Origin of the sequence: Sinomonas atrocyanea (assembly GCF_030812675.1) — a bacterium.
In the GTDB taxonomy this organism is placed as follows: Bacteria; Actinomycetota; Actinomycetes; order Actinomycetales; family Micrococcaceae; genus Sinomonas; species Sinomonas atrocyanea_B.
This window is the reverse complement of record NZ_JAUSTE010000001.1, coordinates 123048-135906: the sequence shown is the minus strand read 5'-3', so window position 1 is coordinate 135906 and position 12859 is coordinate 123048. Positions and strand designations below refer to the sequence as shown.

Annotated in this window: 12 protein-coding genes; 1 reads left to right on the top strand and 11 read right to left on the bottom strand. The window is 71.8% G+C overall.

All coding sequences use genetic code 11. The features are described 5' to 3' along the window. The first annotated feature begins 77 nt into the window (after positions 1-77). Entirely contained in the window at positions 78-689 is a 612-nt protein-coding gene (locus tag J2W20_RS00630) for a DnaJ family domain-containing protein (RefSeq protein WP_307003687.1), read from the top strand. Positions 690-851: 162 nt separating this feature from the next. Here J2W20_RS00630 and J2W20_RS00625 read toward each other — a convergent pair whose 3' ends face one another. The 11 genes from J2W20_RS00625 to J2W20_RS00575 form a co-directional block, all read right to left on the bottom strand. Then, the gene (locus tag J2W20_RS00625; protein ID WP_307003685.1) at positions 852-1685 is read right to left on the bottom strand and encodes an HpcH/HpaI aldolase family protein; all 834 of its coding nucleotides are present in this window, start codon (positions 1683-1685) and stop codon (positions 852-854) included. Next, a complete protein-coding gene (gene hpaH / locus J2W20_RS00620; RefSeq protein ID WP_307003683.1) occupies positions 1670-2455 on the bottom strand; it encodes a 2-oxo-hept-4-ene-1,7-dioate hydratase in 786 nt (261 codons plus the stop codon). Before hpaH ends, J2W20_RS00625 begins: the two co-directional genes overlap by 16 nt. A gap of 3 nt (positions 2456-2458) precedes the next feature. Next, positions 2459-3625, bottom strand: a complete 1167-nt coding sequence (gene hpaD, locus J2W20_RS00615; protein ID WP_307003681.1) for a 3,4-dihydroxyphenylacetate 2,3-dioxygenase — start codon at positions 3623-3625, stop codon at positions 2459-2461. A 51-nt stretch (positions 3626-3676) separates the two neighbouring features. Next, positions 3677-5227, bottom strand: coding sequence for a 5-carboxymethyl-2-hydroxymuconate semialdehyde dehydrogenase (gene hpaE / locus J2W20_RS00610; protein WP_307003679.1), 1551 nt, complete (start codon positions 5225-5227; stop codon positions 3677-3679). A gap of 53 nt (positions 5228-5280) precedes the next feature. Beyond that, positions 5281-6000, bottom strand: coding sequence for a GntR family transcriptional regulator (locus tag J2W20_RS00605; RefSeq protein ID WP_307003677.1), 720 nt, complete (start codon positions 5998-6000; stop codon positions 5281-5283). Next, complete coding sequence (locus J2W20_RS00600; protein WP_373457938.1) at positions 5997-7640, bottom strand: fumarylacetoacetate hydrolase family protein; 1644 nt, start codon at positions 7638-7640, stop codon at positions 5997-5999. The genes J2W20_RS00605 and J2W20_RS00600 overlap by 4 nt, the downstream gene beginning before the upstream one ends. A gap of 81 nt (positions 7641-7721) precedes the next feature. Continuing rightward, the gene (locus J2W20_RS00595; protein WP_307004684.1) at positions 7722-8540 is read right to left on the bottom strand and encodes an alpha/beta fold hydrolase; all 819 of its coding nucleotides are present in this window, start codon (positions 8538-8540) and stop codon (positions 7722-7724) included. Positions 8541-8614: 74 nt separating this feature from the next. Next, positions 8615-8944: a biotin/lipoyl-containing protein gene (locus tag J2W20_RS00590; RefSeq protein WP_307003673.1), complete on the bottom strand. Its 330-nt coding sequence runs from the start codon at positions 8942-8944 to the stop codon at positions 8615-8617. Then, positions 8937-9977, bottom strand: coding sequence for an alpha-ketoacid dehydrogenase subunit beta (locus tag J2W20_RS00585; RefSeq protein ID WP_307003671.1), 1041 nt, complete (start codon positions 9975-9977; stop codon positions 8937-8939). Before J2W20_RS00585 ends, J2W20_RS00590 begins: the two co-directional genes overlap by 8 nt. After that, positions 9970-10926 carry a thiamine pyrophosphate-dependent enzyme gene (locus tag J2W20_RS00580; protein WP_307004682.1) on the bottom strand — a complete coding sequence of 319 codons (957 nt, stop codon included), beginning with the start codon at positions 10924-10926 and terminating at the stop codon, positions 9970-9972. The genes J2W20_RS00585 and J2W20_RS00580 overlap by 8 nt, the downstream gene beginning before the upstream one ends. Before the next feature lie 319 nt (positions 10927-11245). Next, positions 11246-12703, bottom strand: a complete 1458-nt coding sequence (locus J2W20_RS00575) for an amino acid permease (protein WP_307003668.1) — start codon at positions 12701-12703, stop codon at positions 11246-11248. Positions 12704-12859: the final 156 nt, after the last annotated feature.

The window sequence follows — 12859 nt, the reverse complement described above, 5'->3', positions numbered from 1 at the left end:
GCGGCGCCATGTGCGGCGCCCTGCGCCACGGGGCCGGGCGTCGGAACGGCCCCAGGACGAGCCGATCGGGAGGTGGCATGGGAGGCCGAGGCGAGGAGGAGCTGCGGCGCCGGATGGAGCGCGCCGCAGAACTGCGGGCGGGCCGGATCGCCCACACGCCCGAGGAAGCCGAGGAGATCGAGCGGGAGGACGAGCTCAACCGCAGACGCCGGGAGGTCGATCCCGCGCGCCGGGCCGACTACCTCCTCCGCGACGCGATCGCCCGGGGCGAGTTCGACCACCTCAAGTACGCGGGGAAGCCGATCCCTAACCTGGACAACGTCAACGACCCCGACTGGTGGCTCAAGGGCCTCATCCAGCGTGAGCAGCTCACCGGCCTCGGGCCCGAGGCACTCGTCCTGCGCGTCGAGGACGCGCGGCTGGAGTCCACCCTCGACGCGCTCTACACGGAGCAGCAGGTAAGGGACAGCCTTGAGGCGTTCAACCGGCGCATCATCGAGGCCCGCCGCCAGCTCCTGGGCGGCCCGCCCGTCATCACGAAGACCCGCGACGTCGACCGCGAGGTCGCCCTCTGGCACGAGCGCCGCGCGGCCGAGGCCGCCGCACACGCCGCGGAGGAGGCGGACGACGCCGGCAACCGCCCGCCGCCGTTCTGGCGCCGCTGGTTCGGCCGCGGCAGGGGAGGCTGAGCGCAGCCGGGCATATCGCCATCATTGAGGTCAGCTTCCGTGCGAAAGCGCCCCGGATCGCGCGAGTTGCGTCGGCATGCCCGCACCGGAGCGGAAGCGGAGCCGGAACCCGAAGGTTCCGACTCCGCGTGGCGTTCCGGTGATCAGCCTGCGTGGCGGGGTTCAGTAGCTCGCCGGCCGCGCGCCGTCGTCCGCCGTGTCTGAAGCCGCGGCGAACCGGGAGGCGAGCTCCTCGCTCGAGCGGGCGAGGATCGCCACATCGGCGCCCACGAGCACGAACCGCGCGCCGCGCTCGATGTAGTGCCGCGCGGTGGCCTCCACGAACGCGTTGACGCCGGCGGGCTTCCCGGCCACCCGGGCTGCGTCGAGGCAGTGCTCGACCGCGGCGCGCACCTCGGGGTGCTCCTGCTGGCCGAGGACGCCCATGGACGCGGCCAGGTCGGACGGGCCGATGAAGATCCCGTCCACGCCGTCCACCGCCAGGATCTCCTCGACATTGGCCACGGCCTCGCCCGTCTCGATCTGGACGGTGAGGGAGATGGTCTCGTCCGCGCGGGCCAGGTAGTCCGGGATGCGGTTCCACCGGGCAGCGCGGGCGAGGGCCGAGCCGACGCCCCGCACGCCGTGCGGCGGGTACCGCACGGCGGCCACGGCGGCCCTGGCCTGTTCGGCGTCGTTGACCATGGGGATCAGGAGGTTCTGGGCCCCGAGGTCGAGGTACTGCTTGATGAGCACCACGTCGTTCCACGGCAGGCGCACCATCGGCAGCACGTCATAGCCGTGCACGGCGTGGAGCTGGGCGAGCACCGACTCGAGCGAGTTGGGGCTGTGCTCGGTGTCGATCAGCAGCCACTGCGCCCCCGAGCCGGCCATGATCTCCGCGACCAGGGGGCTGCCGGAGCAGACCCACAGGCCGATCTGCGCCCCGCTGCCGGCCTCGGCCGCCGCGGCCAGGGCGTGCCGGAACGTCCTCTCGGGCTCTAGACGAAACGGCATGTCACCGTCCCCAGGGGCCCGTAGTCCGCGTACACCGTGTCGCCTTCGTAGACCCACATGGGCCGGGTGAACGAGCCCGCGAGGATGAGGTCGCCCGCGCGCAGGTCCTGGCCGTGCTGGGCGACCTTGTCCGCGAGCCACGCGACGCCCGTCGCCGGATGGTTGAGGACGCCGGCGGCGACGCCCGTCTCCACGATCTCCTGGTTGCGGTAGAGGAGGGAGGACACCCAGCGCAGGTCCACGTCGTGCGGGCGCACGGGGCGCCCGCCCACCACCATGGCGCCCAGCGCTGCGTTGTCCGAGATGGTGTCCACGATGGTGCGCCCCTCCATCTCGATCCGCGAGTCGAGGATCTCGAGGGCGGGGACCACGTAGTCCGTCGCGTCGAGCACGTCGAACAGCGTCACCCCCGGCCCCTTGAGGTCGCGGCCCAAGCGGAACGCGAGCTCGACCTCGATGCGCGGGTGCGTGTAGCGCTTCCACTCGACGACGGCGCCGTTCTCGAGGACCTGGTCGTCGAAGATGACGCCGTAGTCCGGCTCGGTGATGCCGGTGGCCGCCTGCATTGCCTTGGACGTCAGGCCGATCTTGCGGCCGGCCACCCGCCGCCCCTCCGCCTCGAGGCGGCTGGCCCACAGCTTCTGCACGGCGTACGAGTCCTCGACGTCCATGCCCTCGTAGCGGGTGTGGAGGAGGGGCACCGGCGTGCGCGTGCGCCCTGCCTCCACGAGCTCGTCGGCAATTGCCGCAATCGTCTCTTCGCTCAGCATGGCTTAGAGCTGGTTGCCGATCTTGAAGCCCTTCGAGGCCTGGCCGTGGTACGAGCCGGACTCGTCGTCGGCCCGGGTGTAGGAGAAGCCGTCGGCGCCGATGGTCACCTCCATCTCGGAGGAGTCCGTGCGCTCGATGACCGGCTGCGGGTTGCCGTCGAGGTCGAGGACGAGCGAGGCCTCCGTGTACCAGCTCGGCACGACCGGGTTGCCCCACCAGTCGCGGCGCTGGTTGTCGTGCACGTCCCACGTGACCACCGGGTTGTCCGGGTCGCCGGTGTAGTAGTCCTGCGTGTAGATCTCCACGCGGTGGCCGTCCGGATCGAGGATGTAGAGGTAGAACGCGTTCGAGACGCCGTGGCGGCCCGGGCCGCGCTCGATGTGGTCCGACATGCGCAGGGCACCGAGCTTGTCGCAGATCGCGAGGATGTTGTGCTTCTCGTGCGTCGCGAAGGCCACGTGGTGCATGCGGGGGCCGTTGCCGCCGGTCATCGCGGTGTCGTGGACGGTCGGCTTGCGGCGCATCCACGCGGCGTACACCGTGCCGTCCTCGTCCTGGATGTCCTCCGTGACGCGGAAGCCGAGGTCCTGCATGAACTTCGTGGCGCGCGGGACGTCCGGGGTGACCTGGTTGAAGTGGTCGAGGCGGACGAGCGAGCCCGGCGTGTGCAGGTCGTAGCGCCACGCGAGGCGCTCGACGTGCTCGACGTCGTGGAAGAACTCGTAGGGGAACCCGAGCGGGTCCTCCACACGCACTGAGTCGCCGATGCCCTTGGTGAAGCCCTCCGCGCGGCGCTCGACGCGGCAGCCGAGCTCGGTGTAGAAGGCGACCGCCTTGTCGAGGTCCCCCGGGGTGCGGACGCGGTAGGAGAAGGCGGCCACGGCGGCCACCGGGCCCTTGCGCAGCACGAGGTTGTGGTGGATGAACTCCTCGAGCGAGCGGAGGTAGACGGCGTTCTCGTCCTCCTCGGTGACCGTGAGTCCGAGGACGTCGACGTAGAAGTTGCGCGAGCGCTCCAGGTCCGTCACCACGAGTTCCATGTAGGCGCAGCGCAGGATGTCCGGCGCGGGCACCGACGGGGTGGGGACGGGGTTGGCGCAGGAGATCGGGGCCTCCTGGGAGACGTAGAAGCCCGACGAGGTCAGGGTCATGTCGTCGCGGTGGGTCATGGCAGCGTCCTTGCTTTCAGTGAGATGGGGTGTGGTTGCGGGGCCGCCGGCTCAGCGGGGATCCGGGTCGTCGAGGTCGGTGGCGGTGTGCGTCTCCGCAGGCGCCTCCTGCTTGCCGAAGGTCGGGTTGTGCACCTTGCCCAGCGTGATGTGGACCGCCTGCTGGTCGGTGTAGAAGTCGATCGAGCGGTAGCCGCCCTCGTGGCCGAGGCCGGAGGCCTTCACGCCGCCGAAGGGGGTGCGGAGGTCGCGGACGTTGTTCGAGTTGAGCCAGACCATGCCGGCCTCGACGGACTGCGCGAAGTTGTGGGCCCGCTTGAGGTCGTTGGTCCACACGTAGGCGGCCAGGCCGTACTTGGTGTTGTTGGCGAGCTCGAGGGCCTCTGCATCGGTGTCGAACGGCGTGATCGCGACGACGGGGCCGAAGATCTCCTCCTGGAAGATCCGGGCGTCCGGCTTGACGTCGGCGAACACCGTGGGAGCCACGAAGTTGCCGAACTCGAAGCCCTCGGGCTGGCCGCCTCCGGCGACGAGGCGGCCCTCCTCCTTGCCGAGCTCGACGTAGCCCATGACCTTCTCGAAGTGCTCGGGGTGCACGAGGGAGCCGACCTCGGTGGCGGGATCGTGCGGGTAGCCGACCTTGACCCGCTTGGCCTGCGCCGCGTAGCGCTCCACGAACTCGTCGTAGATGCCGCGCTGGACGAGGATGCGGGAGCCGGCGGTGCAGCGCTCGCCGTTGAGGGAGAAGACGCCGAAGATCGTGGCGTCCACGGCCGCGTCGAGGTCGGCGTCGGCGAAGACGACCGCCGGGCTCTTGCCGCCGAGCTCCATGGAGAGGCCCTTGAGGTACGGGGCGGCGTTGGCGAAGATGATCTGGCCCGTGCGGCTCTCGCCCGTGAAGGAGATGAGCGGCACGTCGGGGTGCTTCACGAGCGCATCGCCCGCATCCTCGCCCAGGCCGTTGACGAGGTTGAACACACCCTTCGGCAGGCCCGCCTCCTCGAAGATCCCGGCCCACAGCGACGCCGAGAGCGGGGTGAACTCGGCCGGCTTGAGCACCACGGTGTTGCCCGTGGCCAGCGCCGGTCCGAGCTTCCAGGACTCGAGCATGAATGGGGTGTTCCACGGCGTGATGAGGCCCGCGACGCCGATCGGCTTGCGGTTGACGTAGTTGATCTGGCGGCCGGGGACCTTGAAGGTGTCGTCGGCCTGGGCCACGATCAGGTCCGCGAAGAAGCGGAAGTTCTCCGCCGCACGGCGGGCCTGGCCGAGGGCCTGGGTGATGGGCAGGCCCGAGTCGAAGGACTCGAGCTCGGCCAGGCGGGCGTCGCGGGACTCGACGATGTCCGCGATGCGGTGCAGGACCCGCGAGCGCTCGCGCGGGAGCATCTTGGGCCAGGGGCCCTCCTCGAAGGCGCGCTTCGCCGCGGCGACGGCGCGCTCGATGTCCGCCTTCTTGCCGGCGGCGGCCTTGACGTAGACCTCGTTCGTGACGGGCTCGAGGACGTCGAACGTGTCGCCGTCGGCCGAGTCGACGAACTCGCCGTCGATGTAGTGCTGGATGCGCTCGGGCAGGTTCTCCGGAACGGAATGGGTGGTCATCAGTGATCCTCCGATGGGTGGACGTGTGGACGCGCTGCGCCCGGGATGAGGGACTAGAGGGTCGGGAAGCCGGGGTTTTCGCCCGTGTGGGCGAGGTAGGCGTCGAGGGTCGCCGAGCGGTGCCGCCGGGCCGCGAGCTCGATCTCCGCGGTCGGCGCTCCGCGCTCGATCAGCGCAAGGAGCGCCTCGTGCTCCTCGATGGACTGGCTCGCGCGCTCCGGCACGTAGCTGAACGTCGAGCCGCGCAGGGCCTTGAGCCTGTTCCAGCCGCGGTGGACGAGGTCCAGGATGTGCGGGTTCGGGCAGCGCTCGAACAGGACGGAGTGGAACTCGCGATTGAGCGCCGTGAAGGCCACGGAGTCGAAGTGCAGCGGATCCGGGGCGAGGAACTCGCGCATGCGCTCGTTGACCGCCCGCGCCGCCGCGAGGTCCTCGGCCGTCACCGCCGGCGCCGAGAGCGCCGTTGCGGCACCCTCCACCAGGCTGAGCGTCTGCATCGTGTACAGGTACTCGGTCGGGTCGATGCCGGCCACGGTGGCGCCGACGTTCCGCTCGAACGTCACGAGACCCTCGGCCTCGAGCCGGCGCACCGCCTCGCGGACCGGGACCACCGAGACGTCCAGCTTCTCGGCCACCTGGGACAGCACGAGCCGGGCCCCGGGCGCCAAGCCGCCGCTGACGATCTGCTCGTGCAGCCACTCGTAGGCGAGCTCGGACTTGCTCGCCGCGCGCTCGCCGGGCGGGGCCGGCGCTCCGTGGGCGGGGGCGGTCACTGCTGCTCCCCGGTGCCCCGCTGCTGGGCGAGGTACGCCTCGTACTTCGCCTTCCACTCGGCGTTCATCGGGAACAGGCCGTCCACGGGGTGGCCCTCGGCGACGCGGTCCGCGACCCAGGCCTCCATGCGCTCCTGGACCACGGCGTCCTCGGCCACCTCGGCCACGAGCGCGGGCGGGATGACCACGAGGCCGTCCTCGTCGCCCACGATCACGTCGCCCGGGACCACGGCGGCGCCGCCGCACGCGACTGTGTCGTCGACGCTCCACGGCACGTGCCGGCGCCCGAGGACGGCCGGGTGGGCGTTCGCGCCCCAGGCGGGGATCTCCATCGCGGAGACCGGACCGAAGTCGCGGATGCCGCCGTCGGTGATGACGGCCTCGGCGCCGAGGACCTGGGCGCGCAGCGCGAGGACGTCGCCGAGGGTGCCCGTGCCCTTCTCGCCCCGTGCGTCCATGACGAGGATGTCGCCGGGCCGCAGCGAGTCCACGGCACGCTTCTGCGCGTTGTACCCGCCGCCGAACTCCTTGAAGAGGTCTTCCCGGGCCGGGATGTAGCGCAGGGTGCGGGCCGTGCCCACGACCTTGGCGCCGGGGTGGGTCGCGGTCAGACCCTCGATGTGGCAGTTCTGCATGCCGCGCTTGCGCAGCTGCACGCTCAGGGTCGCGGTCCCGACGGACCGCAGCTTCTCGGTGAGCTCCGGGGTCAGGACGCTCGCCGGCCGCGTGTCCGGGGCGGACGCGGACGACGCCGGCTGGTTGGCGTCCGCCGCAGGCGCGCCGTCCGCGGGGCCGCCGTCAGCTGAGAGCCCCGCGGCCTCGGCCGAGCCCCAGGCGTCGATGCGGTCGGCGTCGGTGAGCTTGGGGAGCGCGCCGTAGGGCTCGAGGACGAGGCCGGAGTCGACCACCGTATTGGTGAGCCGCCCGGTGGTGAGGGTCGCGCCGTCGGACGCCACGCCGTCGACCTCCACCTCGACGACGTCGCCGGGCCGCGCGACGGTGGCCCCGGCCGGGGTCCCGGTGAGGATGATGTCGCCGGGCTCGAGGGTCATGAGGCGCGAGAGGTCGGCGACGAGCTGCGCGAACGGGAACAGGAGGGTCGCCGTCGAGTCGTCCTGGACGAGGGAGCCGTTGATCCACATCCGCACCCGCAGGCCAGCGGGGTCGAGCTCCTGGGCCGGCAGGAGGGCCGGGCCGATCGGGGCGATGCCGTCGGCGCCCTTCGAGCGGAGGTTCGAGCCCTTGTCCGGCCAGCGCAGGTCGGCGAGGCCGGCGTCGTTCGCGGCGGTCACCGACTCCACGTGGGACCAGGCGTCCTCGGGGGAGACGTTGCGGGTGCGGGCCCCGATGACGAGGGCGACCTCGCCCTCGACCGTGAGGAGCTCGACGCCGCGCGGTCGTGCCAGCTCGGCGCCGTCGAGCGCGAGCGAGGTCGCGGGCTTGAGGAAGTAGGAGGGCACCGCGGGGGTGCGTCCCCGCTGCGCTGCGCGGCTGGGGTAGTTCAGGTGGACGGCGATCACCTTGCCGGCGCCCGTGATGGTGTCCTGGCGCAGCTGCTCGCGCTGTTCTGCTCGCTCCACGTGTCCCTCTCCCTTGAGTCGACAGCTCCCGGAAACGGGAACTGGATCGTATACGATCATCGTATACGATCCAGTGTGCCGTGGAACACGCGGCCCGTCAACCCCCGCTGAGGGGCGAGGAGAAAGTGGCCTCCCGGGACGCTAGTCCTGGGCGAGGAACTCGAGGGCCGCCTGCTTGAACGCGCGCGCCGTCACGACGTTGACGTGGTTCCGCCCGGGGACCACTACGGTCGTCGCGGTGGGCGCGAGCGCGGCGAGGACCTCGAGGGCCCCGACGCGCTCGTCCTTCTCGCCCGAGACCAGCAGGAGGGGCTGCTGGGGCACGGCCTCGGCGGCGTCGAACGGCTCCTCCTTGATCCCCTCGACGAGGGAGAGCAGGGCGTACATGTCCGACCCCGGCGAGGCGAGGGCCATCGTGACCAGGCGCGCGGTCGAGGCGTCCTCGATCGGCGTGCCGTCGGCGAGGAAGCGCTGGGCGGCGGCGAGGTCGAACTCCGCGAGCGGATCGCGGCTGTTCGGTCCGCCGAGCACCATCCGCCGCACGAGCGCGGGCTGGGTCGCCCCGAATTCCCACGCGAGCCGTGACCCGAGCGAGTACCCGACTACGTCGAGGCCGCTCTCGGGCTGCCCGGCGGCGAGGGGCCGGGCGCCGCAGTCGGTGACGATCTGCAGCAGGTCGGCCCGGATGCGCCCCGGGGTGTAGGAGTCGACGTCCTCGGGTGCCTGGCTCGAGCCGTGCCCGGGGAGGTCGACGGCGATCACGCGCCGCCCCGCGCCGGTCAGCGCCCCGACCCAGCCGCTCTGCTCCCAGTTGAGGGCCACTGACGAGGCGAAGCCGTGGATGAGGAGGACGGGCGGCAGCGCCGCGGGGTCCTCGGGCTCTGCGACGACCACGTGCAGGCCGGGGTCGGTGCCCTCGACCGTGTGGTGCGCCGCCTGCCCGGCGTGCTGGCCTGACATCATGTGCGCCATCCTCTCCTCGTCCGCGATCGCGGCGGCTGTCCCCCTCGGGGCTGCCGGTGCCGCTCCTGTGCTCAATCCTCGTCGAGGTTCGCGCTCAGCCGCACGCGGCGCTTCGGCGCGCCCTCGGACGGCACGGTGCCGACGATGCCCGCAGTGTCGTCCGCGACCTCGAAGACGATGAGCGGCTCGCCCACCTTGATGACCTCGCCGGGCGCTCCGTGGGTCTTCTTGACGACGCCGGCCTGCGGGCTCGGCAGCTCGAGGGCCGACTTCGTCGTCTCGACCTCGACCATCGGCTGGTTGCGCTCGACCTGGTCGCCCTCGGCGACGAGCCACTCGAGGACGGTGGCCTCGATGAGGCCCTCGCCGAGGTCGGGAAGGGGGAAGGAGATCTCAGCCACGCTTGTACTCCAATACTCGCTGGATGCCGAACAGGATGCGGTCGATATTCGGGATGTACTCGTCCTCCAGGTCCCCCGACGGATACGGTACGTCGAAGCCCGTGATGCGCTCAACGGGTGCCCTGAGGGTGCCGAAGCAGCGCTCCGTGATGCGCTGGGCCACCTCCGCGCCGAGGCCTGCGGTGAGCGGGGCCTCGTGGACGACGACGGCGCGCCGCGTCTTCGCCACGGACCTCGCCAGCGTCTCGGTGTCGATCGGCTTGAGCCAGCGCAGGTCGACGACCTCGATGTCGATCCCGTCCTCCGCGGCGAGCTCGGCGACCTGCAGGCACCGGGCCACCATGGCTCCCCAGGCGACGAGCGTGAGGTGGCGGCCCTCGCGGGCGATCCGCGCGCCGGTGACGTCGGAGTGCCCGTCCTCCGTGACGACCTCGCCCTTCTGCCAGTAGCGGGACTTGGGCTCCATGAAGATCACGGGGTCGTCCATGCGGACCGCCGCCTTGAGCAGCGAGTACCCCTGCTGCGGGTCCGCGGGGGAGACGACCTTGAGGCCCGGCACGTGCGCGAACACGGACTCGAGGCTCTCGCCGTGGTGCTCGGGGGCGCGGATCCCGCCGAAGCTCGGCACCCGCAGCGTGACGGGTACGCGGAGGGCGCCGCGGGAGCGGTAGTGGATCCGTCCCAGCTGGGTGACGATCTGGTTCATGGCCGGGTAGGCGAAGCCGTCGAACTGGACCTCGGGCACCGGCCGGAAGCCCGCCATCGCGAGGCCGATCGACATGCCGAGGATGCCCGACTCCGCGAGCGGTGTGTCGAAGACGCGCTCGGCCCCGTGGGCGGCGGCGAGCCCACTGGTGACGCGGAAGACGCCGCCGAGGGTGCCGACGTCCTCGCCGAGGACGAGGACCTTCGGGTCCTCCGCGAGGAGCTCGTCGAGGGCGAGGTTGAGGGCGCCCTGCAGTGAGAGCGTGCGGGACCCGGGCCGGGAGGCCGAGGCGTCGGGTGCGCCGGTGGTGGACAGGGTCTCAGGCATGCTCGGACTCCTCGCGCCACGCAGCCTTCTGCTGCAGCAGCTCGTCGGTGGGTTCGGTGAAGACGAAGTCGAACATCTCGGCACCCGGGCGCGGGCCCAGTGCCAGGACGCCCTCGCGCACCGCCTCGGCCTCGGCGGCTCCCGCGGCGTCGGCGGCGTCGAGCGCTGCCTCGTCCGCGATGCCCTCGCCCGTCAGGCGCTCGCGCAGCCGGACCAGCGGGTCGGCGCCGCCGTCGGCGCGCTCCTGGTCCAGCGTGCGGTAGCGGCCGGGGTCGTCGCTCGTGGCGTGCGGGCCGCGCCGGTACGTCATCGCCTCGATGATCACGGGCCCGTGGCCCGCACGGGCGTGGGCGACAGCGCGGCGGGTCGCCTCGAGCACGGCGGCGGCGTCGTTCCCGTCGACCTGGAGGGCCGGGATGCCGTAGCCGGCGCCGCGCGCGGCGACGCTGCCGCCCGCGACCTGCCGCTCGGTCGGCACCGAGATGGCCCAGCCGTTGTTCTGCACGAAGAAGACGACCGGTGCCCTGAAGACTCCGGCGAAGTTCATGGCCTCGTGCACGTCGCCCTGGCTCGAGGCTCCGTCGCCGAGGTAGGTGATGGCGACGCCGGGTTCCCCCGCGAGGGTCTGGCCGTGCGCCCACCCCACCGCGTGCAGGACCGAGCCCGCGACGACGGCCTGGATCGGCGCGACGTGCGTCGCGGCAGCGTCCCAGAGCCCGCCGTGCCACGTGGCCAGATGGGTGGACATGTACTCGACCATGTCCACCCCTGCCGCGCGGGCGACGCCCAGCTCCCGGTAGGTGGGGAACGCGAAGTCCCGCGAGAGGTCCAGGGCGAGCGCCGAGGCGACCTGGGCGGCCTCCTGCCCGAGCTCGGGCGCGTAGGCGGGGAGGATGCCCTGGCGCTGCCACGCGACGGCGGCGAGGTCGAGCTGCCGGACCGCCGTCATGAGCCGGTAGAGCTCGAGGAGGTCTGCGTCGGTCACGGGGGCCGCCGCGGGGAGCTCCGGCAACGGGTCCGGGTGCGCCCCGGCGAGGCCCGCACGGCCGGTCGAGGCCTGTGCTGTCGGTGAAGTCTGCATAGCAGGACCGTACGCGGGGCGCACAGTGTGTGCAATCGTTCTGATGTCAAGCTTGCAATCTGTATAGCGAACGCCTGCTGTGGCCTAGATCACTGCACAATGTGCTACCGCTCTCAGGACAGAGACGGCCGCGGGCCCGGACCACGCTGGGTGCGTGGTCCGGGCCCGCGGCGGCGAGGGGGCTGGATCAGCGGCCAGCGTCTCCCGTGCCTGCCAGATCCCGCGGACCGGGCTCGTCTTCCGTGCTGACCCCGGCGGGCTGTCCCGCCACCGCGCGGCGTCGCAGCCAGGCGCCGGCGGCGATGGCGGCGACGAGGACGAACGTGCTCAGCAGCTGGGCGCGGCTGTCCGCTCCGATGAGGCCTACCGTGAAGATCGCGGCGAGGAGCACGACGCCGAAGGCGGACAGCCACGGGAAGCCTGCCATGCGCAGGGGCAGCGCGGTGCCCGCGGCATCGGCGCGGCGGCGCAGCACGATCTGCGAGACGAGCGCCGAACCCCAGACGATCAGGCACGTGGACCCGACGAAGTTCAGCAGCAGCGGCAGGACATGGTCGGGGAACAGGAGCTCGAGCACCGTGGCGATGAAGCCGAAGGCGACCGACGCCGCGACGGCGAGGGCCGGGACCCTGGTCTTGGTCAGCGACGTGAGGGCGCGCGGCGCCTCCCGGCGCTCGGCCAGGGAGAAGATCATCCGCGAGGCGCCGTAGAGGTTGGCGTTGAGCGCGGACAGGAGTGCGACGACCGCCACGAGGGTGATCACCGTGGCGGCGCCGGGCAGGCCCGCGAGGTCGAGGACGCCGGCGAACGGGCTCTTGAGTTCGGGGGAGTTCCACGGGATCACGGCGGCGATGACGAAGATGGAGCCGATGTAGAACACGAGGATGCGCCACACCACCGTGCGGACGGCCCGGGCCACGCTGCGCGCGGGATCGCGCGTCTCGGCCGCGGCGACGGAGACGATCTCCGTGCCGCCGAAGGCGAATGCGACGACGAACAGGCCGGTCGCGATGCCGCCCATGCCGTGGGGCGCGAATCCGCCGTCGGCCATGAAGTGGGACAGCCCCGGCGACGCCGCGTGGGGGAGCCAGCCGAACAGGAGGGCGGCGCCCACGAGCAGGAAGATGACGATCGCGGCGACCTTGAGCAGCGCGAACCAGAACTCGAACTCGCCGAAGTTGCGCACGCCGGTGAGGTTCACGGCCGTGAAGGCGCCCATGAAGACCAGCGCCATGAGCCACACGGGCAGCGCCGGGAAGACCGTGGCGAGCAGGCCGGCGGCGCCGAGGGCCTCTGCGGCGATCACGACGACGAGCTGGCACCACCACAGCCATCCGACGGTGGCGCCGGCGACGCCGCCGAGGGCCTTGCCGGTGTAGACCGAGAACGCGCCGCTGTTGGGGTTGGCGGCCGCCATCTCGCCCAGGGCCCACATCACGATGATGATGAGGGTGCCGGCCACGAGGTAGGAGATGAGGACCGCCGGGCCGGCGGCCTGGATGCCCGCTCCCGAGCCGATGAACAGGCCGGCCCCGATGGCACTGCCGAGGCCCATCATGGTGAGCTGCCGCGGCGACATCGAGGGCCCGAGCCGCGGAGGCTGCGTCGTCGTTGACGCGGTCCCGAGGCCGTCTGACGTTTGCATAGCTGTCATTTCCGTCTTTCGGAGGATCGGTGGCCGCCGTCGCAGGATGGGCGCCGTCGGCCAGAGGACCCACTGACCATAGCGCCTTTGGCGGAGGGCCGTGTGGTGCACCTCACGCCCCTACGCAGGATGTGCAGGAAGAGCCCGCCGGGCGGC